The sequence below is a fragment of the Kribbibacterium absianum genome, assembly GCF_030067705.1.
Lineage (GTDB): Bacteria > Actinomycetota > Coriobacteriia > Coriobacteriales > Atopobiaceae > Kribbibacterium > Kribbibacterium absianum.
Genome location: NZ_JASJEX010000003.1, coordinates 130,769 through 152,538, shown reverse-complemented (window position 1 = coordinate 152,538; position 21,770 = coordinate 130,769). Strand labels below are relative to the sequence as shown.

At 68.4% G+C, this 21,770-nt stretch carries 20 protein-coding genes; 8 read left to right on the top strand and 12 right to left on the bottom strand.

The genetic code is table 11. The annotated features are described in order from the left end of the window. Nucleotides 1-162 precede the first annotated feature (162 nt). The 6 genes from QJ043_RS06435 to QJ043_RS06410 all read left to right on the top strand — a co-directional run bounded on the left by QJ043_RS06435 (nt 163) and on the right by QJ043_RS06410 (nt 5,661). On the top strand, nt 163-471 hold the full coding sequence (locus tag QJ043_RS06435) for a UxaA family hydrolase (protein ID WP_283712836.1): 309 nt from the start codon (nt 163-165) through the stop codon (nt 469-471). Further along, nucleotides 464-1,642 carry a UxaA family hydrolase gene (locus QJ043_RS06430; RefSeq protein ID WP_283712835.1) on the top strand — a complete coding sequence of 393 codons (1,179 nt, stop codon included), beginning with the start codon at nt 464-466 and terminating at the stop codon, nt 1,640-1,642. The genes QJ043_RS06435 and QJ043_RS06430 overlap by 8 nt, the downstream gene beginning before the upstream one ends. 114 nt (nt 1,643-1,756) lie before the next feature. After that, the gene (locus QJ043_RS06425) at nt 1,757-2,548 is read left to right on the top strand and encodes an SDR family oxidoreductase (protein WP_283712834.1); all 792 of its coding nucleotides are present in this window, start codon (nt 1,757-1,759) and stop codon (nt 2,546-2,548) included. Between the two features lie 71 nt (nt 2,549-2,619). Further along, entirely contained in the window at nt 2,620-3,885 is a 1,266-nt protein-coding gene (locus QJ043_RS06420) for an MFS transporter (protein WP_283712833.1), read from the top strand. Nucleotides 3,886-3,937: 52 nt separating this feature from the next. Further along, on the top strand, nt 3,938-4,759 hold the full coding sequence (locus QJ043_RS06415; protein ID WP_283712832.1) for an amidohydrolase family protein: 822 nt from the start codon (nt 3,938-3,940) through the stop codon (nt 4,757-4,759). Beyond that, nucleotides 4,759-5,661, top strand: coding sequence for a dihydrodipicolinate synthase family protein (locus QJ043_RS06410; protein ID WP_283712831.1), 903 nt, complete (start codon nt 4,759-4,761; stop codon nt 5,659-5,661). The genes QJ043_RS06415 and QJ043_RS06410 overlap by 1 nt, the downstream gene beginning before the upstream one ends. Before the next feature lie 121 nt (nt 5,662-5,782). Here QJ043_RS06410 and QJ043_RS06405 read toward each other — a convergent pair whose 3' ends face one another. Next, the gene (locus tag QJ043_RS06405) at nt 5,783-6,739 is read right to left on the bottom strand and encodes a linear amide C-N hydrolase (protein WP_283712830.1); all 957 of its coding nucleotides are present in this window, start codon (nt 6,737-6,739) and stop codon (nt 5,783-5,785) included. Nucleotides 6,740-7,050: 311 nt separating this feature from the next. Here QJ043_RS06405 and QJ043_RS06400 point away from each other — a divergent pair, with 311 nt between their 5' ends. Further along, entirely contained in the window at nt 7,051-7,239 is a 189-nt protein-coding gene (locus tag QJ043_RS06400) for a hypothetical protein (protein WP_283712829.1), read from the top strand. A gap of 329 nt (nt 7,240-7,568) precedes the next feature. Beyond that, nucleotides 7,569-8,870, top strand: a complete 1,302-nt coding sequence (locus QJ043_RS06395) for an MFS transporter (protein WP_283712828.1) — start codon at nt 7,569-7,571, stop codon at nt 8,868-8,870. A 40-nt stretch (nt 8,871-8,910) separates the two neighbouring features. On the opposite strand, the gene QJ043_RS06390 is transcribed toward QJ043_RS06395, so the two are convergent. From QJ043_RS06390 to QJ043_RS06340, 11 genes are all read right to left on the bottom strand, one after another. Next, nucleotides 8,911-10,245 (bottom strand): sensor histidine kinase, encoded by a 1,335-nt coding sequence (locus tag QJ043_RS06390; RefSeq protein WP_283722775.1) that lies wholly within the window; start codon nt 10,243-10,245, stop codon nt 8,911-8,913. Nucleotides 10,246-10,325: 80 nt separating this feature from the next. Further along, nucleotides 10,326-11,018 carry a response regulator transcription factor gene (locus tag QJ043_RS06385; RefSeq protein WP_283712826.1) on the bottom strand — a complete coding sequence of 231 codons (693 nt, stop codon included), beginning with the start codon at nt 11,016-11,018 and terminating at the stop codon, nt 10,326-10,328. Between the two features lie 40 nt (nt 11,019-11,058). Continuing rightward, nucleotides 11,059-11,814, bottom strand: a complete 756-nt coding sequence (gene pstB / locus QJ043_RS06380; protein ID WP_283712825.1) for a phosphate ABC transporter ATP-binding protein PstB — start codon at nt 11,812-11,814, stop codon at nt 11,059-11,061. Nucleotides 11,815-11,999: 185 nt separating this feature from the next. Beyond that, nucleotides 12,000-12,971: a phosphate ABC transporter permease PstA gene (gene pstA / locus QJ043_RS06375; protein ID WP_283712824.1), complete on the bottom strand. Its 972-nt coding sequence runs from the start codon at nt 12,969-12,971 to the stop codon at nt 12,000-12,002. Beyond that, a complete protein-coding gene (gene pstC / locus QJ043_RS06370; protein ID WP_283712823.1) occupies nt 12,958-13,986 on the bottom strand; it encodes a phosphate ABC transporter permease subunit PstC in 1,029 nt (342 codons plus the stop codon). Before pstC ends, pstA begins: the two co-directional genes overlap by 14 nt. 2 nt (nt 13,987-13,988) lie before the next feature. After that, the gene (locus QJ043_RS06365; protein WP_283712822.1) at nt 13,989-14,906 is read right to left on the bottom strand and encodes a phosphate ABC transporter substrate-binding protein PstS family protein; all 918 of its coding nucleotides are present in this window, start codon (nt 14,904-14,906) and stop codon (nt 13,989-13,991) included. A gap of 345 nt (nt 14,907-15,251) precedes the next feature. After that, nucleotides 15,252-16,442, bottom strand: coding sequence for a transglutaminase domain-containing protein (locus QJ043_RS06360; RefSeq protein ID WP_283722774.1), 1,191 nt, complete (start codon nt 16,440-16,442; stop codon nt 15,252-15,254). 149 nt (nt 16,443-16,591) lie between these two features. After that, nucleotides 16,592-17,698: a 3-isopropylmalate dehydrogenase gene (gene leuB, locus QJ043_RS06355; RefSeq protein WP_283712820.1), complete on the bottom strand. Its 1,107-nt coding sequence runs from the start codon at nt 17,696-17,698 to the stop codon at nt 16,592-16,594. A gap of 4 nt (nt 17,699-17,702) precedes the next feature. Further along, nucleotides 17,703-18,221 carry a 3-isopropylmalate dehydratase small subunit gene (locus QJ043_RS06350; RefSeq protein WP_283712819.1) on the bottom strand — a complete coding sequence of 173 codons (519 nt, stop codon included), beginning with the start codon at nt 18,219-18,221 and terminating at the stop codon, nt 17,703-17,705. Nucleotides 18,222-18,349: 128 nt separating this feature from the next. Further along, complete coding sequence (gene leuC, locus QJ043_RS06345) at nt 18,350-19,624, bottom strand: 3-isopropylmalate dehydratase large subunit (RefSeq protein ID WP_283712818.1); 1,275 nt, start codon at nt 19,622-19,624, stop codon at nt 18,350-18,352. Nucleotides 19,625-19,684: 60 nt separating this feature from the next. After that, a complete protein-coding gene (locus tag QJ043_RS06340) occupies nt 19,685-21,217 on the bottom strand; it encodes a 2-isopropylmalate synthase (protein ID WP_283712817.1) in 1,533 nt (510 codons plus the stop codon). Between the last annotated feature and the right edge of the window lie 553 nt (nt 21,218-21,770).

The following is a 21,770-nucleotide window of genomic DNA, read 5'->3' as shown; positions in this document are numbered from 1 at the left end:
AGAAACCTTTCCGATTACCCATCGACCGCCATTATCGTACCGTTCGCCCACGAGCGGCCACGGGATCCCTCTGGTTCGTCATCATCTTCGGTAGTTCGTTATTCCGAATTGTGTTCGTAATTACGAACACACATGAAGCCCACGAGAGCGCCAGGAGGCCTCATGAGCACGCCCAGAAACGCCGTCATCATCGACCCAGCCGACACGGTGGCTGTGTCCATCCAGGAGCTGCGCGCCGGCGATATGGCCTGCGCCACGCTCCCCGACGGCACCACCGAACAGATCTCGATCACCACGGACGTCCCGCTCTTCCACAAGTTCGCGCGGCGCCCGATGGCCGAGGGCGAGGCCGTCGTCAAGTATGGCGCCTACATCGCCACGGCCACCGAGCCCATTGCCCGGGGCGCGTGGGTCCACGTCCACAACGCGGCGAGCAGCGACGCCCAGAAACAGGAGGCAGACCGTGGCTAACGACACCCGCACCTTCCTCGGCTATCCTCGCGCCACCGGGCCGGCCGGCATCCGCAACCACGTGCTCGTGCTTCCCACGAGCATCTGCGCCTCGGACACCACCGAGCGCATCGCCAACGCCGTCGAGGGGTGCGTCAGCTTCCACAACCAGAACGGCTGCTCCCAGGTGCCCATCGACCAAGACGTCACGATGGCCGCGCTCGCCGGGTTTGCCGCGAACCCCAACATCGGCGCCGTCCTCTGTGTGTCCCTCGGCTGCGAGGGCTGCCAAAACGACCTCGTGGTGGACGCGATCCGCGAGCGCACCGACAAGCCCCTCCGCACGCTCGTGATCCAAGAGGTCGGCGGCTCCATCCGCGCCGTCGAGGACGGCACCCGCATCGCCCGCGAGCTCGTGGACCTCATCGGCAGCCAGCAGCGCGTGCCAGTGCCCGTCTCGGATTTGGTGCTCGGCACCAATTGCGGGGGCTCGGACACCACGAGCGGCCTCGGCTCCAATCCGCTCATCGGCGAGGTGTCCGACTGGCTGGTCCAGCAGGGCGGCACTTCGGTCCTCTGCGAGACGAGCGAGTTCTTTGGCGGCGAGCAGCTGCTCGCGAATCGTGCGGCGACGCCCGAGGTGGCCGAGCAAATCCTCAAGATCGTCCGCGACTACGAGGAGTACGTTCACCTTTTCGGCCAGGAGATGCGCCAGGGCAACCCGAGCCCCGGCAACATCGCCGGCGGCCTCACGACGCTCGAGGAGAAGTCCCTGGGCTGCATCCACAAGGGTGGCCACGCGCCCATCAACGCCGTGTACCCCTACGCGGGGCAGCTTGCGGCCGGCGAGGGCCTCGTGATCATGGACACGCCGGGCAACGATCCCAGCTCCGTGGCCGGTCTCTTTGCCGGCGGCTGCCAGCTCGTGGTCTTCTCCACCGGCCTCGGCACGCCCACCGGCAACGCCATCGGTCCGGTGTTCCGCATCACTGCGAACCCGCGCACAGCCACGACCATGGCCGACAACATCGACTTCGACGCGAGCGAGACCATCTACGGCCCTCGCTCGATGGCAGAGCTCCGGGACGCCCTCATCGACGAGCTCATCGCCTGTTGCAACGGCCGGAAGAGCCGCGCCGAGGCGCTCGGCTACACGGAGACCGCGCTGCCGCACATCTGCAACTACATGTAACGACCCTCAGCGCCCCACGTTAGGCATCACGGTCGGGAGGCCCCAGCGCCCCTCGGCGGGACGGTTGCGCCGAAAAACGGCCAGCACAGACACCCCAGATAGAAAGAAGGCACCATGGATCTCAAACTCGACGGCAAGGTCATCATCGTCACGGGCGGCTTCAAAGGCATCGGCAAGGGCATCGTGCTGCGCCTCGCCCAAGAGGGCGCCATCCCCGTGGTCGTGAACCGTCCCAACAGCGCGCAGGCGGCCTTCGAGGAGGAGCTCGCGGCGATCACGGACACCTATTCCATCTATGCCATCGACCTCAACGACACCGACGCCATCAAGCCGATGGTGGAGGACGTCGTGGCCACCTACGGCCACATCGACGGCGTCGTGAACAACGCCGGCCGCAACGACAACCTCGACCTCGAGACCACCACCTGGCAGCAGTTCGAGGAGTCCCTGCACGGCAACCTGACCCACTACTTCGAGCTCGTGCACGAAGCGGTGCCCTACCTCAAACAGTCCCAGGGCGCCATTGTCAACATCGCGAGCAAGGTGGCGTTGACCGGCCAGGGCAAGACGAGCGCCTACGCCGCCGCGAAGGGCGCCATTCTCGGCCTCACCCGCGAGTGGGCAGCCGCGCTGGTGGGCGACAACGTGCGCGTGAACGCCATCGTCGTGGCCGAGGCGTGGACGCCGCTCTACGCCGATTGGATCAAGACCTTCGGCGACGAGGCGGCACAGCAGGAGCGCCTCGCCCTCATCACCGACAAGATCCCCCTGGGCCACCGCATGACCGAGGTCTCCGAGATCGCCGACACCGCCGCGTTCCTCATCTCGCCGGTCTCCAGCCACACCACCGCCCAGTGGGTCACGGTCGACGGCGGCTATGTGAACCTGGACCGCGCCCTGAGCTAGCCCTTTGCCCCTGCCGCCCGTCGGGACCCAAGCCCGGCGGGCGGCTCCCCCACCCGAGAAACGGAGCCGGCATGGCAACTAGAACCGACACTCGGAGCACATCGCGCGGCGCCAAAGCAACTGTCGCCATCGTGCTCGTGACCTCGCTCTTCTTTGTCTGGGGCCTCACGATGAACCTCGTGAACGCCCTCAACAGCCCCATGGGCAACTACCTGCAGCTGGACGGCGTCCAAACGGCGCTCCTCCAGGTGGCCTACTACGGCGCCTACTTCGTGATGGCCATCCCGGCCTCGCTCGTGGCCAAGCACTTCGGCTACAAGGGCGGCGTCATCATGGGCCTCCTGCTGTTCGTGGTGGGCTCGTTCATCACGGTCCCGGCCACCAACGTCGCAAGCTTCGCGCTCTTCCTCGTGGCCATGTTCGTGATCGCGGCCGGCGCCTCGACCCTCGAGACCAACTGCAACCCCTACATCACGAAGCTCGGCGACGAGAAGCACGAGGAGATGCGCCTCAACCTCGCCCAGTCCTTCAACGGCGTCGGCAACATCGTCGGGCCCTTGATCCTGGCCCAGATCCTCACCACCACGGTCGCCCCTGGTCAGCCGGGCTTCGAGCAGGCCAAGACGGCGTTCCTCACCAACATGGGCACCATCTACATCGTCATCGGCATCGTGCTCGCCGTGGTCCTCGCCGTGTTCGTGTTCATCAAGCTCCCGACACCTCCCGGTGACGTCGAGGAGGAGTCCGGCCAGACCGAGAAGGTCACGTTCGGCCAGATGGTCAAACGGCCGTACTTCGCGCTCGGCGTGCTCGCCGAGTTCATCTTCATCGGCCTGCAGGTGGCCGGCATGGCGCTCTTCTCCAGCTATGCCCTGCAGCAGTGGGACGGCATGACCGCCGGCATGGCCGCGACGCTCCTCTCCGTGCTGTCGCTGCTGTTCACCGTCGGCCGCTTCGCGACCACGCCGCTCATGGCCAAGATCCCCGGCGGAAAGATCCTCGGCGTGTACATGCTCCTCTCCGCCGCGCTCATGTTCGTCGTGTTCCTCGGGCTCGGCCCCGTGTCCGTGATCTGCTTCATGGTCGCGTACCTCTTCATCTCCATCGGCTACCCCACCGTGTTCACGCTGACGCTCAAGGGCTTCAAGGGCACGGCCGTCAAGACCGGCTCCTCCGCGCTCATCATGTCCATCGTGGGAGCGGCCGTCATCCCGCTCGTGCTGTCGGCCATCGCCGACGCCGCCGGTCTGCAGGTGGCCATGCTCGTGACGGTGCCGGGCTTCCTCTACGTGGCCTGGTACGCCCTGAAGGGCTGCAAGATCGGCCTGCAGCAGTAGCCATGTCGCGGCCGCCCCGAGCGGCGGCCGCGTTTCCGAGAGAGGACCTTCCATGGAGAACCTCAAGCTCATCGACACGCACTTCCACCTCTGGGACCTGGACGTGCAGAACCTTCCCTGGCTCGCGGGGACGGACGGGTCCATCACCCGCACCTATCGGCTGTCGGACCTCGAGGGCGCCTACGCGGCGCTGCCGGGCGTCGACTTCCTCGGCGGCGTGTACGTGGAGGTGGACGGCGACGACCCGGTCCAGGAGGACGAGCTCACCTACGCCATCTGCATCTCCGACCCCAAGGTGCTCGCAACGATGATGCGCGTGCACGTCTCCCCCACCATGCGCGTGCCGGTCTTCGCCACGGGCATCCGCGAGCCCCTGCACATCGACAGCCAGCCCCAGGGTCGCTGCCTGCAGCCGGAGTTCCTTGCCGGCCTCGCCGCCATGGCCGACCACGGCCTGCCCTTCGAGGCATGCGTGCGCATGGAGGAGCTGGCAGACCTCGCCACTGCCTGCGAGACGGTCCCCGGCGCCACCGTGGTGGTGAACCACATGGGCAACTGCGTGGACCTCGCAGGCCTTGAGAGCGCCGGGTACCGTGCCGCCATGGAGCGCCTGGCCGCGTGCCCCAACGTCTACCTCAAGGTCTCTGGCTACCCCACGGCCGACCGCGCCTTCGTGGACGCGATCGTCTCGTTCGCCCGCGAGACCTTTGCGGCGGACCGCCTGATGTATGCGAGCAACTGGCCGGTCATCGACCTGTACGGCTCGCTGCCCGAGCACATCGCCGCGCTGCACGACGCCTTTGGCGACGATGCCGGCTTCTGGCGCGAGAACGCCATGCACTGCTACAACATCAATCCGGAGGTGATCGGTTAATGACGGAGACCACCGAGTCCCCACTCTTCGAGGGCATCTACTGCCCGAGCATCACGGTGACCGACGAGCACGGCCAGATGGACTTCGACCTCTGGGGGCGCCACTTGGACCACCTGGTGGAGGCCGGGGTGGACGGGGTGCTCGTGTTCGGCTCCATCGGCGAGTTCTACTCGTTCACGCTCTTCGAGAAGATGAAGGCCATCCAGTTCGCCGGCACGCACCTCGCCGGGCGCTGCCAGCTGCTGGTGGGCGTGGGCTCCACGTCCATGGACGAGACGATCACGCTGTGCGAGGCGGCCGAGCGCGCCGGCGCCGCGGCCGTCGTGGCGGTGTGCCCCTACTACTTTGGCCCTTCGGACGACGCGGCCATCGCCTACTACCAAGCCATTGCGGCCAGCTGCTCGCTGCCGATCATCCTGTACAACTTCCCGGCCCGCACCGGCAACGACCTCTCGCCGGAGCTCGTGAGCCGCATCGTGGCCACCGTGCCGCAGGTCAAGGGCATCAAGGACACGGTGGACACCATCAGCCACACGCGCAAGGTGATCGCCGCAGTTCGACCCATGAACCCGGGCTTCTCGGTGCTGTCCGGCTTTGACGAGTATTACCTGCCCAACCGCATCGCCGGGGGCAACGGCGTGCTCTGCGGCCTCACCAACGTGGAGCCCGAGACCTTGGTGGCCATGCACCGAGCCTATCAGGCGGGCGACATGGACGAGGCCGTGGCCTGCGCCGCGCGGGTCTCCAAGCTCATGGAGCTCTACGACCAGGCCGACCTCTTCATTTCTGCCGTCAAGGGCGGTGTGAAGGCCAAAGGCCTGCCCATCTGCACACGGATCGCCGAGCCGGCGGTGCAGCTCACGGACGAGCAGTACGCCGCCGTTGAGGCACTGCTTGGCTAGGGCTTAACCGGCCTTGGCTGGCAAACACGAACGCGCGAGCGCACAACCGCCGCAGCGCCCAACAAAAAAACGCGTGGCCCCCCAAGAGGTGCCACGCGTTTCTCGTGAGCGTCGGGCCCGCCTACGCGGCGACGACCTTCACGCCCTGGAGCCCCTGGTAGTCATCGAGGCACACGGACTTGGTGTTCATGTCGTCATAGGTGTTGTAAGTGTACGTCTTGGACACCGTGGAGTAGCCGCCGGTGTACACGGTGTACTCGTAGCTGCCGTCCTCCATCTTGCAGAGGCCCTTGAACATCGCCACGGAGCCCAGCTCCTTGAACAGGCGGTTCACGTTCTCGGCGTCGGTGTCCTGCACCGGATAGAGGTTGTTGAGGATCGCGGCGCGGATGAAGCGGCTGATCGAGGACTGGTCGCCGGGAAGGCCCATCATCGAGGGGCCGGTGCCAAGGGCCGTGAGCTGGGTGGTGCCGAGGGTCTCGGGCTCCGTCCACGCGGTGTCCAGGTGGATGTAGTTGCGCTGCAGGTTCACGTGGAACGGGAAGTCCGGCTGGTTGGTCAGCACGCGCAGCCCGTTCTCATAGACCCTGCAGCCCTCGGAGGTCTGCTCGATGACGATGGCGCGCTCCTTGTCGGCGATGATCCAGTGGAGCGGCGACGGGTCCATGCCGGGAAGCGCGGACTCGCCGGTGACGTTGAGGTTCTTCGCGGCCTCGGCGGCCTCGTCGACCGTGGAGAACTGGCTCACGAACCAGAGGGGAAGCTCGTAGCTCGTGACGTTGGTCTTGCCCTCCTGCGCCTCGGTGAAATCGCAGAACCCGGCGGCGAAGGACAGGCCGGCGACATAGAGGCCGTCCTCGTTGGCGCAGTCAAAGTAGAGCGGGCACGGAGCGCCCTCCGGGAAGATGCCCATGCCGATGACGGCGGTCTTGGTCTTCTGCTCGCCGGTGTGGAGCGCCTTCCACTCATAGCCGGCACCGGTGATCACCGGCGACTCGCCGAAGCCGCAGCCCCAGTCCAGATTGCGGCCAGCGTAGAGATTGCCGCTGGCGTCGGTAAAGGTGACACAGGTGCACATAAACGGGCTCCTTAGAACGGTCCTCGTGGGTTCAGGCGACGGCTCGCCTTCCGTGGGAACCTACCCGCCAGGATGCCCAACCAGTCGAGAAGCCGGGGAGATGCACCTGCGGTTCAAACGATGACACAGGCCCGGTTCGATCCGTCTTCGAGCCGCTGACCCCATAATTCAGATTGCTGCTAGAAAATCCTTATGAATCGCCTACACTGACATACGAGTTGACCGGGAGCATCACACCTTGAACGCGCCTCCTCCCGGGCTCTTCTGGTCATGTGCTTGCTGGAGCCAGCCTTTGGGATGTGGGAGGCGTCGTGGGCCGCGGATACGGTTTTCCCGCTCGTCAGACCCGGTCGGTCGTCTCCCTCTTCACGTCGCTCAGGGCGCTGTGGTGCAAGTGGCGCTGGCATCGTCCGAAACCCCGCAAAGGGCGCACGCTCATGCAGCCGGCGGGCGTGACCGTGGGCGGCTCTCGTTGGGTGGGCAAGCGCTACACGCTGTAGGACGTCTTGCGACGCTTTGCCGGCGAGCAGCCTTGTGCGGAAACGTTTGCCCGCAAAACTCGGGTGGCGGTTGCGGGGAAATGACGGCGCTCAGCGCCCGATGCCGACCGTCTCCTGCGGTTTTGTCGCCGCACCGGCTTGCGGGGAACCGTTTCTCCGCAACCTTTTGCGGGGAAACGTTTGCCCGCAACCACAAACCCCGCCCATGCACCCCCCCCTCCACGCCGTTGGGGACGCACGTGCCCGAGCCAAACGTCCCGGTGCATGTGGAGCGCGAGAGCGGGCACCTTCCGAGGGACACGATCGAACACAACCGATTCGAGGCTCCCATGGCCGAGAAACCGTCCCCAAAGCCGGTGTCCGCGAAGCCCGCGCCCATCGTCAAACCACCGCGCCCGGAGCTCGTCACGGCGCCGTTCGTCGTGATGATCGCCATCACGTTCTTCAACGGCCTCTACTACAAGGGCATGGACGCGGGCATCCCGCTCCACTACGACGACCTCGGCATGGCAGCGACCGTCGGCGGCACGTTCGTGGCGGTCTACACCATCGCGAGCACCGTCACGCGCCTCTTCGCGGGACAGCTCTCCGATGACCACGACCACGTGCAGGTGCTACTCGGCGGCCTGGGGCTCTTGCTGCTCGGGGCGCTCATCCCGGCGCTCTGGCCTGAGTACGCCGTGGTGCTCGTGTGCCGCGTGCTCCAGGGCGTCGGCTTCTCGATCGCCACCAACGCGATCACGGTGATCTGCCTCGGCCTCTCCCCCAAGAAGAAGATCGGCCAGACCGTCGGCCTCAAGGGCGCCGGCTCGTCGCTCGCCACCATGCTCGGGGCGCTGCTCGCGACGGTGCTCTTGACCATGGTGGGCTACCAGGGGTTCTTCTGGTTCTACGTTGCCTTGATGGCCGTCGGCATGGTGGCCGCGGTGCTCGCCGCCCGCTCGCGCCGCATGCAGGCACAGCGGGACTACCACCGGCAGGAGATCGCGAAGCGCCGCGCCGCCGAGAAGGCCGCCGAGGCATCGGGCCACGGCGAGAACGCCTTCCAGCGCTGGCTGCGCTCCTTCTGGCTGCCGGGGGCCTTCCCCTACGCGCTCATCGAGTTCGCGCGCCGCTGCCCCAAGGGCATCTGCATCACGTTCGTGCTCATCTATGCCAAGCACCTGGGGCTCGGCACGGGCGCGTACTTCTTTGTGATCGCCGGCGTCTTCACGCTGTTGGGGCGCCTCCTCGGCGGCAAGCTGTACAACAACGCCCGACCGTGGCTGCTGGTGCCCATGGTGGGCGTCGGCGCGGTGGGCTTCCTGCCGCTCATGTTCTGCCCCACGGTGTGGGCGCTCGGCGTGGCCGGCGCGTTCTACGGCATCACGATCGGCACGAGCAGCCCGCTGCTCAAAACCCTGACCGCCAAGGCGGTGTCCAAGGAGCATTGGGGCGTCGCGAACAGCGAGCTGTACTTCCTGGGCGACCTGGGACTGGCGCTCGGCGCCTACGGAGGCGGCATTCTGGTGGACGCGCTCGGCAAGGCCGCGCTCCCGGCCATCGCGTTCTGGACCGGCGTCGCGGCCACGGCGCTGACGGCGGCCGTCCTGGTGTGGGCGAAGCGCCGCAAGGGCGTGCAGGCAGCCTGAGCATCCGGCCGAGCACGGGCCGTCGACGGCTCCGGTCGCCCTAGAACGTCACCGTGAACGAGCAGCGCCCCGGCTCGCTCTCCAGCGACACCGTGCCGCCGTTGAGCGCTGCCGCGTGTTTCACGATGGCGAGCCCGAGGCCCGTGCCGCCGCCTTCTCGGCTGCGGCTCTTGTCCACCCGGTAGAAGCGCTCGAAGACCTTCTCCTGCTCGTCGGCCGGGACGCCCGGCCCGCGGTCGGTCACGGTGAGCTGCGCGTGGCCGTCCCTCTCGAGCACGCGCACCGTCACCGGCGTCCCGCCGTACCGGATCGCGTTGGACACGAGGTTCCGGCAGATCTCGTCCAGCTGGCGCGGGTAGCCGTCGACCACGGCCGCGATGCCCGCCACGCGGATCTGCACGCCGTGCCGCTCGGCCAGGGGCTCGAGCGACATCGCGACGTCTCGCGCCACCGCAAGCAGGTCCACCGGCTCGCGGGCGCCGAACACCTTGGTCGCGTCCCGGGCCCGCTCCCCCGCCTCGAGCTTCGAGAGCAAGAGGATGTCGCTCACGAGCGCGCTCAGCCGTCGCGCGTCGCCATAGATCCTCTCGGCGAAACCACCTATGTCCTCCGGCCGGCAGATGCCGCTCGCGATGAGCTCGGCGGCGCCCTGGATGCTCGCGATCGGGGTCTTAAGCTCGTGCGTCACGTTGGCCATGAAGTGCGCGCGCATGGAGTCGGCCTCGCGGAGCTGCTCGTTCTGGCGCTTGAGCTCGGCGTGCTGCTCGTTCAGGCGGTCGACCAAGGGCCCCAGCTCCACGTACGGCGCCCGGGCCTTGTGGGCGGGATCGATGGCGAGCACGGGAGCCACGAGCCGCCGCGCCAGCCGATGGCTCACTGCTGCGGACACCGCGACGAGCACGACCACGATGAGCCCGATCCAGAGCAGGTCGCCCATCAGCACGCTCACGAGACCGGCGCGCTCCTCGGAGAGACGCAGCACGTCCCCGTTCGCAAGCCGCTGGGCCGCGTACAGGCTCACGTAGCCGAGCGTCTCGCTCTCGCGCTCGGCCCAGCCGGTGCCGTCGTCAGCGGCCAGCGCGTCGTGGACCTCGGGTCGGTCGCCATGATTGGGCAGCGACCCCGCGTCCTCTTGAGAGTCGTACAGCACCGTGCCGTCGGCCGAGATCAGCGTGACCCGCAGCCCGTCCATCGAGATGCGCGCCACGGCGTCCACCGGGTCCTGCTCTGCGCCGACCACGTCGGCGATCGCGGCGGCCTGCCGTTGCATCTCGCGCCTGGCGTCGCTCACCACGGTGGCCTGGTACACGAGCACCGCCCCCAGGGCCATCACCACCGCGACGGCCACCGACACGTAGGCCAGCAGCTTGAACACGCGCCGGGCCAGTGATTGGGGCTGCTGGAGGGAAAGACCCGCCCGATCCGCTGTGCCAGAAGGCCTCGCCGCACCCATCGCTAGCCCCGCAGTCGATAACCGACGCCGCGGACCGTCTCCACGAGACCGGCGCGGTCGCCGAGCTTCGCGCGCAACGTGTTCACGTGCACGTCCACGGTGCGCGTGCCGCCGTCGAAGTCCCAGCCCCACACGCGGCGGAGCAGCTCGTCCCGGGACACGGCACGGCCTGGCTCGCGCATCAGGTACAGGAGCAGGTCGAACTCGCGGGGGGTCAGGTCCAGCTCGGCTCCGTCGAGGGTCGCCTCTCGGCGGTCCGGCCACAGGGTCACGGGCCCCGCCGAGACCGGCGCGGACGGCCGCACCGTCCGCGAGCCGCGGGCGCGCAGGCGCTCCGCCTGCCGGAGCAGCACGCGCACTCGGCTCACCATCTCCATCATGCCGAAGGGCTTGGTGAGGTAGTCGTCCGCGCCGGCGTCGAGCGCGCGCACGGTGTCCAGCTCGGTGTCGCGCGCGGTCAGCATCATCACGGGTGCGTCCTGTAGCCGGGGATCCTGGCGCATGCGCCCGAGGATCTCCAGGCCGTCGGCGCCCGGCAGCATGACGTCGAGCAGCACCGCGTCCGGCGCACGACGGACGCACGCCGCCTTGAACGCCGCCTCGTCCTCACAGCCCTCGGCCTCGATGCCGGCCTGCGTCAGCGCGTAGACCGTGAGGTCGCGGAGGTTCTTGTCGTCCTCGACGTAGTAGACCACCCGGGCCAGCTCCTTTGCGTGGTGAGAGACCGCCGTCACGCTATCCTACCCGTCCGCTCAGGTAGTCCTGGGTGCGCGGGTCCCGAGGGTTGTCGAAGAAGCCCTGGGTGGGGGCCGTCTCCACCAGCTCTCCCAGGTAGAAGAACGCACACTTGTCGCTCACGCGCGCGGCCTGCTGCATGTTGTGGGTCACCATCGCGACGCAGATGCCCTGCGCGGCGAGCGAGCGCACGGTGTCCTCGATGGCGAGCGTGGCGATGGGGTCGAGGGCCGAGCAAGGCTCGTCCATCAGCAGCACGTCCGGCCTCAGCGCCATCGCGCGGGCGATGCACAGGCGCTGTTGCTGGCCGCCGGACAGGGCAAGGGCGCTCGTGGCGAGCTTGTCCTTGACCTCGTCCCAGAGGGCGGCGTCGCGAAGGCTCTTCTCCACCAGCTCGTCGAGGTCCTGTTTGCCCTTGACGCCGTGGCGCTTGGGCGCGAAGGCCACGTTGTCGTAGATGGACATGCGGAACGGGTTGGGCTGCTGGAACACCATGCCCACGTGGCGGCGCAGCGCGAAGCTGTCGACGGACCCGTCGTTGACCTCCTGGCCGTGGTAGAGGATCGATCCCTCCACGGTGCAGCCCGGGACCTCGCGGTTCATGAGGTTGAGCGAGCGCAGGTAGGTGGACTTGCCGCAGCCGGAGGGGCCGATGAGCGCCGTGACGGTGCCGGCGTCGAAGGCGAGGCTCGCACCCTGGAGCGCCCGGTGGTCGCCGTAGAGCACGGAGACATCCTTGGTCGCGAGCGTGTGCACGTGGACGCTTCGGTCAGAGCCGTTTGTCCACGCCTGGACGCTTCGGTCAGAGCCGTTTGTCCGATCCTGGACATCTGGCTTTGACTCGTGCGTCCGGGCACCGCGCGGAGTGCGCGTGCGAGTGTCGCCTGAGCGGCCGAGCAGGTCCAGCACGGTGAGCTGGCGGCGGTTGCGGTTCATCACGTTCATGAGGAGGTCATCCGTTTCTCGAGGAGCTTGCCGGCGAAGCGGGCCAGCAGGTTGAAGACCAAGAGGCTCGCGAGGAGCACAGCGGCGGTGCCAGCAGAGACGGCGGCGAGGTCCGGCACCACGCCCTCCGAGTTGATCTTCCAGATGTGCACGGCGAGGGTCTCGGCCGGCCGAAAGACGTTCCACGGGCAGGTGGGGCTGGAGAGGTCGAGGCACGAGAAGTCCAGGACCGGGGCGGTCTGTCCCGCCGTGTAGATGAGCGCCGCGGCCTCGCCGAAGACACGACCGGCCGAGAGGATCACGCCGGTCACGATGGCCGGCGTCGCGCTCGGCAGAAGCACGCGCCAGGTGGCCTCCCACCGGGTGAGGCCGAGCGCCAGGGCGGCGTCGCGCTGGCTGCGCGGCACGGACTCGAGCGCCTGCTGGATGGTGCGCACGAGGATCGGCAGGTTGAACAGCGTGAGCGCGCACGCGCCCGAGAGGATGGAGAAGCCCCACCCGGCGCCGATCACGAAGACCGTCATGCCAAAGAGGCCGACGACCACCGAGGGCAGCGAGGAGAGCGTCTCGATGGCGGTCTTGGCCGCGCTCGCCACACGCCCCTGCGGCGCGTACTGGGTCAGGAACACGGCGGCGCCGAGCGCCAACGGCACCGAGATGAGCATCGTGATCACGAGCAGGTAGAAGGAGTTGAAGAGCTCGGGCCCGATGCCGCCCCCCTCCAGGAACTGCTGCGGCGCCCCGGTGAGGAAGCCCCAGTCGAGGGCCTTCTCGGATCCCTGGACCACGAGCGCCCCCACAAGCAGGGCAATCACGGCGGTCGCGGTGACGCAGACGACTCCCATCGCGCGGGTGCCCACGACGTTTGCCAGACGGGCGCGCGCGATGCCCTTGTCAGCCAGCAAGGGTGCCTCCGGAGCCACGCCGGGAACCGCCGCGACCTTGTTGAATTCCTCAAGCAGTGCCATGACGGTCCTCCGCACGCTTCCCGATCCAGTGGACGATGCCGACGAACACGAGGGACATCACGAGCAGCACGAGCGCCAACGCCCAGAGGGCGTGCGCGGCCGGGGTGCCCGGGGCCTCGTTGGCCATGCCCATCGTGAGCACGGAGGTCAAGGTGGCGGCGGGCCCCACAAGGCCGCTCGGGACGGCCGCCGCGTTGCCGACCACCATTTGCACGGCCAAGGACTCGCCAAAGGCACGGGCCATACCCATGACGAGAGCGGTCAGGATGCCCGGGAGAGCCGCCGGGAGCACAGCGCCGCAGATGGCCTGCCAGCGGGTGAGTCCCAGGCCGAGCGCCGCCTCGCGGTAGCTCTGCGGCACGGCCTTGAGGGTGTCCATCGTGAGCGACGTGATGGTGGGGAACACCATGAACGCGAGCACGACCGCGCCGGCGAGGATGCCGTAGCCGGTGGTGCCGGTGGCGTCGGCCACGAGCGGGATCACAACGGTGAGGCCGAGCAGGCCGAACACCACGGAGGGCACGCCGGCGAGGAGCTCCATCACCGGGCGGAAGACGCGGGAGCCAAAGGACGGGGACACCTCGACCGCGTAGATCGCGCACGCCACCGAGACCGGCAGCGCAAAGGCGCAGCTCAGTGCCGTGACAGCGAGGGAGCCGAGGATCATCGGCGCCGCGCCGTAAGCGGCCTCGCCCGCATGGGGCGCCCACACGGCCCCCGTGAGGAACGCGACCGGGTCCACGCCGTCCGCAAGGAACGCGGCAAGGCCCTGCCAGGCGACCGAGACGATCAGCGCCGCCACGGCGCCCATCACCACGAACACGCAGGCGCCGGTCAGCAGCTTGCCGCGGCGCTCAAGGCGGCGCTTCTCGGGAGCCGAGAGAACCGCCGGGTCGAGGGGCGTCTCGGCAGGCGCGGCGGCGGCACGCTCAGCGGTGCGGTCGGCAGCGCCGGTCAGGCCGACCGGCAGCACGGGGAACTCGGCAGCGGCAGCGCCGCTCGTCTCGGGCGCCATGGCTAGCGGCTCCGGATCGTGCCGTCGGCGTCCTTCGCGACGGTCATGTCGGCCACGGGGATGAAGCCCACGGACTCCACGAGCGAGCCCTGGACGTTATCGGACAGCAGGTAGTCGATGAAGTCGGTGACCGCCCGGTCGCAGCTCTCCTGGGTGTAGGCGTGCATGTACGCCCAGATGGGCCACTCGCCCTGCTCGACGGTCTCGCGGGTGGGCGCGACGCCATCGATCGAGAGGGCGAGGATGTCGTCCGCGAAGTACGAGAAGGCCAGGTAGCTGATCGCGCCCGGGGTGGCCTTGACCATCTTGGCGACGGTGCCGGAGGAGTCCTGCTCCTGCGGGGTGAAACTGCTCGGGACCTCGTCACCGCCAAGGACGGCCTGCTCGAAGGTGGCGCGGGTGCCCGAGCCGGCGGCGCGGTTAATCACGGTGATGGCAAGGTCGGCGCCGCCCAGCTCGGACCAATTGGTGACCTGGCCCATGAAGACGGCCTTGAGGTCGGCAAGGGAGACGTTCTCCACACCGCAGTCCGGGTGCGCCACGGGGCCCATGCCACAGATGGCGACCTGGTGGTCGACGAGGGCCGCGAGCTTGTCGGCGTCCGTGATCTTCGCCTCGGCGAACACGTCCGAGTCGCCAATCTGCGCGGTGCCTTCGGAGACCTGCGTGAGGCCCTGGCCCGAGCCGCCGCCCTGAACGGAGATGCTGACGGACGCGCCCTGCTCGGTGGAGCCGTAGGCCTCGGCGGCGGCCTCCATCAGGGGCTGCATGGCCGTGGAGCCGACGGCGAGGATCGCGCCGGTCGTCGCGGCCTGCGCGGCGTCGCTGGAGGAGCCGCAGCCGGCAAGGCCGAGACCAGCGGCGACGGCGAGCGCGGAGGCGCCGGACAGGAACGCGCGACGAGAAACGCCAGTGGACATGGAGTGGTGCTCCTTTCACGTGACCCCCGGGTGGGGTCGGTCGTGATGGAGCATGGCAGCGCACGGGCGCACTGAACGCGCGCTGGAGGGATGCTTACGGAGGGCTGACGGGAGCTTACCGGGGCTTTACAAAGGCGGGTGGCGGCCCCCAGCTGAGATTGCGGTTCTCGGCTGGATTCACATTGCAACTCTGGCTGACATTGCACTTCTGAGCGCACGGCACCCCCGAAGCTGCCGTTCAAAACACCCACATGGCAGTTCCGAGGGTGCCTCGGCTTCAGAACTGCGATATGAACGCGGGCAAGAAGCGCAATACGAGCCGGGCCTCCGAGAATCACGCAACGCTCACTCCGCCGAGTAGTCCTCCACCACCAACAACGTGCCGTCGTCGTACTGGATGGCCTGCGCCTTGAGCGACAGGCCGCGGCCGAGCCTCTGTGCGGCCGCGTTCGCCGCCGTCTGGCGGGCGTCGGCCAGCCGGCTCGCAAGGTCTCCCGTCGCCACAAACACGGCGCGCGTCCTTCCCTCCGAGACGGACCGCACCACCAGGTCCGTGTACTCGGGCACCGTGGAGACCGTCCCCTCCACCGAGAAGCCGGCGCTCTCCAGGGTGAGCACGGGGCCCGTCGCCCCCAACGCCTCTTCCAGGGGGTATTCCGCAGAGGCTGTGCCCGGCAGCGGCGCGCTCTCGCTCCCGCGCCGGTGCGTGGCCGAGAAGCCCGCCTCCGTCCCGTTGAACCACCGGTAACTGAGCCCCGCCGAGCCGAACAGGTCGGCCTGCATCCACGTGGGGTCCACGGCGTACCAGCCCTGGTCGGTCTTCACGAGGTTCCAGGCGTGGCTGCCCCAATCGCCGGAGCTGTTCTCGGCACCGCCCTCCCCCTGGCCGCTCACGTAGTAGCAGGGCACACCGAGCTGGTTCATCAGCAGCTGGAACGCGCGGGCGTAGCCTCCGCACACGGCGCGGCCCTGGACCAGCGCGTTGTACGCGGTCTGACCGGCGTCGGGGGCCGTCGGGTCGTAGGTGACGGCGCCGGCAATGGCCTCGAGAACCGCCTGCTCTTGCTCGGCAACGGGGCGCCCGGCGAGGCCCGCCGTGATGGCTTCCGCTCTCTCGTCCAGCTCCGCGCGCTGCCGGGCCAGCTCGTCGCCCGTGGCCGTGAAAGTGAACTCGACGCTCTCGACCACGCCGTCCCGACTCCAGACCTGGCCGTCGCCCAGCCAGAAGAGCTCCGGCTGGTCGGCCCGGATGGCCGTCACGACCGCCTGGACCTCGGCCTCCCCAAGCTCGACGTCCAGGTCGACCCGTGCCTGGTCGGTGAGAATGGCGTTCACGAGCTGGCGATAGGCGGCCTGCCCGTCCGAAGAGAGGGCCGCATACGCGGGCCGGAACTCCGGGTCAAAGCGGGTGTCGGTCTCGGAGGCCGCGTGCTGGACGGCCGCAGGGGCCCCCTCCGAGAAGGACGGCGCAGGGACGGGCAGGTCCGGCCTCAGGTACGCGACGACGGCCGCAGCGGCGGCGAGCAGTATCGCCACCGCCAGCAGCCGTCGCAGGCAGCCCTTCCTTTTCCGGCGCCGCGCCACGGGCTAGTCCTCCCATCAATCGTGAAACGTGAAAACAGGGACAGTCCCCTTTTGCACATCAAGTTTACAACGTGAAATGAGGGACTGTCCCTGAATGCACATCAAAGTCTTTCGAGCACCTTGTCGCACATCGCGTCGGTGCCGAGGATGCAGCCTTCCGGCGTGCCGGGCGCCGCGATGTCGCGCGTGCGCCAACCGTCGTTCAGTGTCTGCTCGACGGCGGCTTCGATCATGTCGGCCGCCTTGGCCTCGCCCAGCCCGTGACGGCAGAGCAGGGCCACGGACAGGATCTGCGCCAGCGGGTTTGCGATGCCGAGGCCCGCGATGTCCGGCGCCGACCCGTGGCTCGGCTCGAACAGCGGCGTCCCGGAGCCGAGGGACGCGCTCGCCAGCATGCCGAGGGACCCGGTGAGCATCGACGCCTCGTCGGACAGGATGTCGCCAAAGGTGTTCTCGGTCACGAGCACGTCGAACTGCGCCGGACGCGCCACGAGCTGCATCGCGCAATTGTCGACGAGCATGTTCTCAAAGGGGATGTCGGGGTTCTCGGCGGCGACCCGCTCGGCCACGTCGCGCCACAGCTTGGAGGTGCCGAGCACGTTGGCCTTGTCCACCGAGCACACGTGGCCGCCCGGGCGTCCCGCTGCGGCCTCGAACGCGAAGCGCACGACGCGGTCGATCTCGCCCTCGCCGTACTCGAGCGCGTCCGAGCACCACACGCCCGGCGCGCCGTCCACGCCCTTGCCCGGCGCGTCCTCGATGCGCTCGCGGGCGCCGAAGTAGAGGCCGCCGGTGAGCTCGCGCACGATCAGCATGTCGACCCCGCGCACGAGCTCCGGCTTCAGGGAGCTGGCGTCCACGAGGGCGTCGAACACGTGCACCGGGCGCAGGTTGAGGTAGAGGCCGAGCGCCTTGCGGATCCCGAGCAGCCCCTGCTCCGGGCGCGGGGCGGCAGGGTCCGTGGTGTCCCACCTGGGGCCGCCGACGCTCGCGAGCAGCACGGCGTCCGCAGCCTCTGCGGCGGCGAGGGTCTCGTCGGGAAGCGGGGTGCCGGTGGCGTCGATGGCGACGCCACCAATCGCGTGATTCTCGCAGCGCACGGCGAAGCCGCACCGCGCGGCCACGGCCTCGAGGACGCGCACGCCCTGGGCGAGGATCTCGGGGCCGATGCCGTCGCCGGGCAGGCAGCAGATCTGGTAGCTCTTCATGGCCCTAGGCCTCCTTCCCGGCCGCGCTCTTCTCGGCCAGCGTGCGGCGCGTGCGCTCCACGAGGCCGCCCGCCTCGATAATCTCGACCAAGAACGGCGGGAAGGGCTCTGCGGTCCAGGACTCGCCGGTGCGCTCGTTGGTGATCACGCCCGTATCGGTGTCGATGGTCACCGGGTCGCCGCCCTCGATACCGTCCACGGCCGCCGGGCACTCGAGGATCGGCAGCCCCATGTTGATGGCGTTCCGATAAAAGATGCGCGCGAAGCTCTTGGCCACGACGCAGCTCACGCCGGCCGCCTTGAGGGCCACCGGCGCGTGCTCGCGGGACGAGCCGCAGCCGAAGTTCTCCTCCGCCACGATGATGTCGCCCGGCTGAACCCGGGCGGCGAAGGTCTCGTCGATGTCCTCCATCGCGTGCTTGGCCAGCTCGGCCGGGTCGCTCGTGTTGAGATAGCGGGCCGGAATGATGACGTCGGTGTCGACGTCGCGCCCGTAGCGGAACACGTTGCCGCTGAATTCCATGGGTCTCCTCTCAAGGTGTGGACGCTTCGGAGAGAGCCGTTTGTCCACGTCTGGACGCTTCGGTCAGAGCCAACTGTCCAACCGTGGACAAGAAGCTTTGACGCAAGCGTCCACGGTCGCGGGATTGGCTACGCCACGGGGGCGAGGTCGCTCGGACACGCCAGATGCCCGGCCACCGCGCTCGCGGCCGCCACGGCCGGCGAGGCCAGGTACACCTCGCTCGTCTTGGCGCCCATGCGGCCCACGAAGTTGCGGTTGGTGGTGGACACGCTCTTCTCGCCCTCGGCGAGGATGCCCATGTAGCCGCCCAAGCACGGCCCGCAGGTCGGGGTCGAGATCACGCAGCCGGCGTCGAGGAACACGTCCATGAGGCCCTCGACCAGGCACTGGCGGTACACGTCCTGCGTGGCGGGCAGGATGATGCAGCGCACGTTCGGGTGCACCGTGCGCCCCTCGAGCACATCGGCCGCCGCGCGCATGTCCTCGATGCGCCCGTTGGTGCAGCTGCCGATGACCGCCTGGTCGATGACCACGTCGCGGCTCTCGGCCACCGGCCGGGCGTTGCCGGGCAGGTGCGGCCACGCGACCGTCGGCACGATGTCCGCGGCATCGATCTTCAGCACGCGGGCGTACTCGGCGTCAGGGTCCGGGTGGTACTCCTTCCACGGGCGCTCGGTGCGGCCGTCGAGCCACGCGCGGGTCGTCTCGTCCACCTCGAAGAGCCCGGCCTTGCCGCCGGCCTCGATGGCCATGTTGGCGATGGTCAGGCGCCCCTCGACCGAGAGGGACTCGATGGCGGACCCGCCGAACTCCATGGCCTGGTACAGCGCGCCGTCCACGCCGATAAGGCCGATCACGTGGAGGATCACGTCCTTGGCGGACACGTCCTCGCCCAGCTCGCCGTCCACTTCGATGCGCAGGGTCTCCGGCACGCGGAACCACGCGCGGCCGCTCGCCATGCCCACGCCGGCGTCCGTGGAGCCCACACCGGTGGAGAACGCCCCGATGCCGCCGTAGGTGCAGGTGTGGGAGTCGGCGCCGATCATCAGGTCGCCCGGCACGACGACGCCCTGTTCTGGCAGCAGCGCGTGCTCGACGCCGGCGCGGCCCTGCTCCCAGTAGTGCGTGATGCCCTCCTCGTGGGCGAAGTCGCGCATCACCTTGGTCTGCTCGGCGGACTTGATGTCCTTGTTGGGCGCGTAGTGATCGGGCACGAGGCACACGCGGTCCCGGTCCCACACGCCGGCACCGAGGTCGCGCACCACGTCGATGGCGATGGGCGCGGTGATGTCGTTGGCCAGCACGAGGTCCAGGTCGCACTCCACCAACTGCCCGGGGTGGACCTCCGGGAGGTGGGCGTGGTCGGCGAGGATCTTCTCGGCCATGGTCATAGGTCTGGTCATGGGTCTCCTTAGCTCATCGATCAAGAAACGAGACGGCACCCGTCGGGGTCTGGCTCAGCGCTACGCGGCGCGCTCGGCCTGGTCCGTCAGGAGGCGGTTCATCGCGTTGATGTAGGCGCGGGCGCTCGACACCACGATGTCGCCGTCGGAGCCCCGGCCGATGTACACCTCGCCGTCGGCGGCGGTCACGCGCACGGTCACCTCGCCGAGCGCGTCGATGCCGCGGGTCACGGACTTCACCGAGAACTCGGAGAGGTCGTTCTCCACGCCGATAATCTTGTTCGCGGCCTTGTACACGGCATCGATGGGGCCGGTGCCGTAGGCCACCTCGGTGTACTCGGTGCCCTCGGCGTCCTGCAGCGTGATCGTGGCGGTGGGCTTGAGCGGGAAGCCGCAGCTGATCTGCACGGCGTTGAGCGCCCACACGGCCGTGGCCTCGCGCCGGCGCTCGTTCACGATGGATTCCAAATCGCCGTCGTAGACCTCCTTCTTCTTGTCCGCCACCTCGAGGAACGCCTCGTACACCGGCTCGAACTCGGCGTCGGTGAACGTGTAGCCCAGCTCCTCGTAGCGATGACGCAGCGCCGCGTGGCCGGACCGGGCGGACAGGATGATCTGGGAGCCGCCCGCGCCCACGTCGGCCGGGTCGATGATCTCGTAGGTGTCGCGGGCCTTGAGCACGCCGTCCTGGTGGATGCCCGAGCTGTGCGCGAACGCGTTGGCGCCCACGATGGACTTGTTGGGCTGCACGTTGATGCCGGTGATCGAGGAGACCAGGCGGCTCGCGCGCGTCAGCTCGGTGGTCACGATGTCGGTGTGCGCGTCCAGCTCGTCGCCGTGCATGCGGATCGCCATCACCACCTCTTCCATGGCGGTGTTGCCGGCGCGCTCGCCGAGGCCGTTGATGGTGCACTCCACCTGGGTCGCGCCGTTGCGCACCGCCTCCATCGCGAGGGCCGTGGCCATGCCGAGGTCGTTGTGGGTGTGGACCGAGACGGTCACGTCCTCGATGCCGCTCACGTGCTCCATCAGGTAGCGGATCCTCTGGCCGAAGTCCCAGGGCAGGTTGTAGCCGGTGGTGTCCGGGATGTTGACCACCGTCGCGCCGGCCTTGATGACCTCCTCGATGATCCGCGCCAAGAACGGCAGCTCGGCGCGGCCGGCGTCCTCGGCGTAGAACTCGACGTCGTCCACGAAGGACTTGGCGAAGCGCACGGCGTGCACGCCCCGCTCGATGGCCTGCTCCTCCGTGAGGCGCAGCTTGTCGCGCAGATGGCTCGGCGAGACGCCAAGGCCGGTGTGGATGCGCGGGCGCTCGGCCGTCGCCAGGGCCTCGGCGGCCACCTGGATGTCCTTGTCGACGGCGCGGGTCAGGCCGCACACCACGCACGCGTCGCCGGCCAGCCGACCGATCTCCTGCACGGACTTGAAGTCGCCGGGGCTCGAGACCGGGAAGCCCGCCTCGATCACGTCGACGTTCATGCGAATGAGCTCGCGAGCGATCACGAGCTTCTCCTCGGTGTTCATCGAGGCTCCGGGCGACTGCTCACCGTCGCGCAGCGTGGTGTCGAAGATGGCGATCTTGCGGGTCATGCGTCCTCCTTCGGGACTCGTCGTGGCTGCTAGCGCTGGGGCTGCGTTCAAGCCGCGCGGTCGAGAAGGACCGAAAGAAAAAGCACGCGCGGCCGATCGGGTCCGGGCGTGCTAGCGAGGAGATGGTTCCTAGCGCGCGCCCGAGCAGGTAAGCGCGCCAAGAAGGAAGGACCGGCCGACGGCCGGGCTCGTTCCTGCGATGTGGCTGCGCTCGCTCACGCGCCGCTCCTTCTCCCAGTGGTCGTTGTTTCGCGGCCAGTGGTACGAGAGTATAGCCGCTTCGTGAAGGAAGAGCCACCGAGACCCAAAGAAAGCTGAGTCCACTCGCTCGCGCTCCCGTGGACGCTTCGGAGAGAGCCATTTGTCCGGCCCTGGACGCTTCGGAGAGAGCCATTTGTCCACGCTGTCGCCCGGTGGAGCGTGGACAATTCGCTTTGACCGAAGCGTCCAACCGTGGACATTTCGCTTTGACCGAAGCGTCCACGGGCGTGTGCAAGAGCGACCGCCGCGCTCCTTGTCGACCTCGCGACGGCAGCTAAAGAGACAGGATCGT

Bases quoted from the DNA above. Each gene is read 5' to 3' on its own strand.
- QJ043_RS06435 (WP_283712836.1), top strand. From the start codon at position 163: ATGAGCACGCCCAGAAACGCCGTCATCATCGACCCAGCCGACACGGTG.
- QJ043_RS06425 (WP_283712834.1), top strand. From the start codon at position 1,757: ATGGATCTCAAACTCGACGGCAAGGTCATCATCGTCACGGGCGGCTTC.
- QJ043_RS06420 (WP_283712833.1), top strand. From the start codon at position 2,620: ATGGCAACTAGAACCGACACTCGGAGCACATCGCGCGGCGCCAAAGCA.
- QJ043_RS06415 (WP_283712832.1), top strand. From the start codon at position 3,938: ATGGAGAACCTCAAGCTCATCGACACGCACTTCCACCTCTGGGACCTG.
- QJ043_RS06410 (WP_283712831.1), top strand. From the start codon at position 4,759: ATGACGGAGACCACCGAGTCCCCACTCTTCGAGGGCATCTACTGCCCG.
- QJ043_RS06405 (WP_283712830.1), bottom strand. From the start codon at position 6,739: ATGTGCACCTGTGTCACCTTTACCGACGCCAGCGGCAATCTCTACGCT.
- QJ043_RS06395 (WP_283712828.1), top strand. From the start codon at position 7,569: ATGGCCGAGAAACCGTCCCCAAAGCCGGTGTCCGCGAAGCCCGCGCCC.
- pstA (WP_283712824.1), bottom strand. From the start codon at position 12,971: ATGGCACTGCTTGAGGAATTCAACAAGGTCGCGGCGGTTCCCGGCGTG.
- pstC (WP_283712823.1), bottom strand. From the start codon at position 13,986: ATGGCGCCCGAGACGAGCGGCGCTGCCGCTGCCGAGTTCCCCGTGCTG.
- QJ043_RS06365 (WP_283712822.1), bottom strand. From the start codon at position 14,906: ATGTCCACTGGCGTTTCTCGTCGCGCGTTCCTGTCCGGCGCCTCCGCG.
- leuB (WP_283712820.1), bottom strand. From the start codon at position 17,698: ATGAAGAGCTACCAGATCTGCTGCCTGCCCGGCGACGGCATCGGCCCC.
- QJ043_RS06350 (WP_283712819.1), bottom strand. From the start codon at position 18,221: ATGGAATTCAGCGGCAACGTGTTCCGCTACGGGCGCGACGTCGACACC.
- leuC (WP_283712818.1), bottom strand. From the start codon at position 19,624: ATGACCAGACCTATGACCATGGCCGAGAAGATCCTCGCCGACCACGCC.
- QJ043_RS06340 (WP_283712817.1), bottom strand. From the start codon at position 21,217: ATGACCCGCAAGATCGCCATCTTCGACACCACGCTGCGCGACGGTGAG.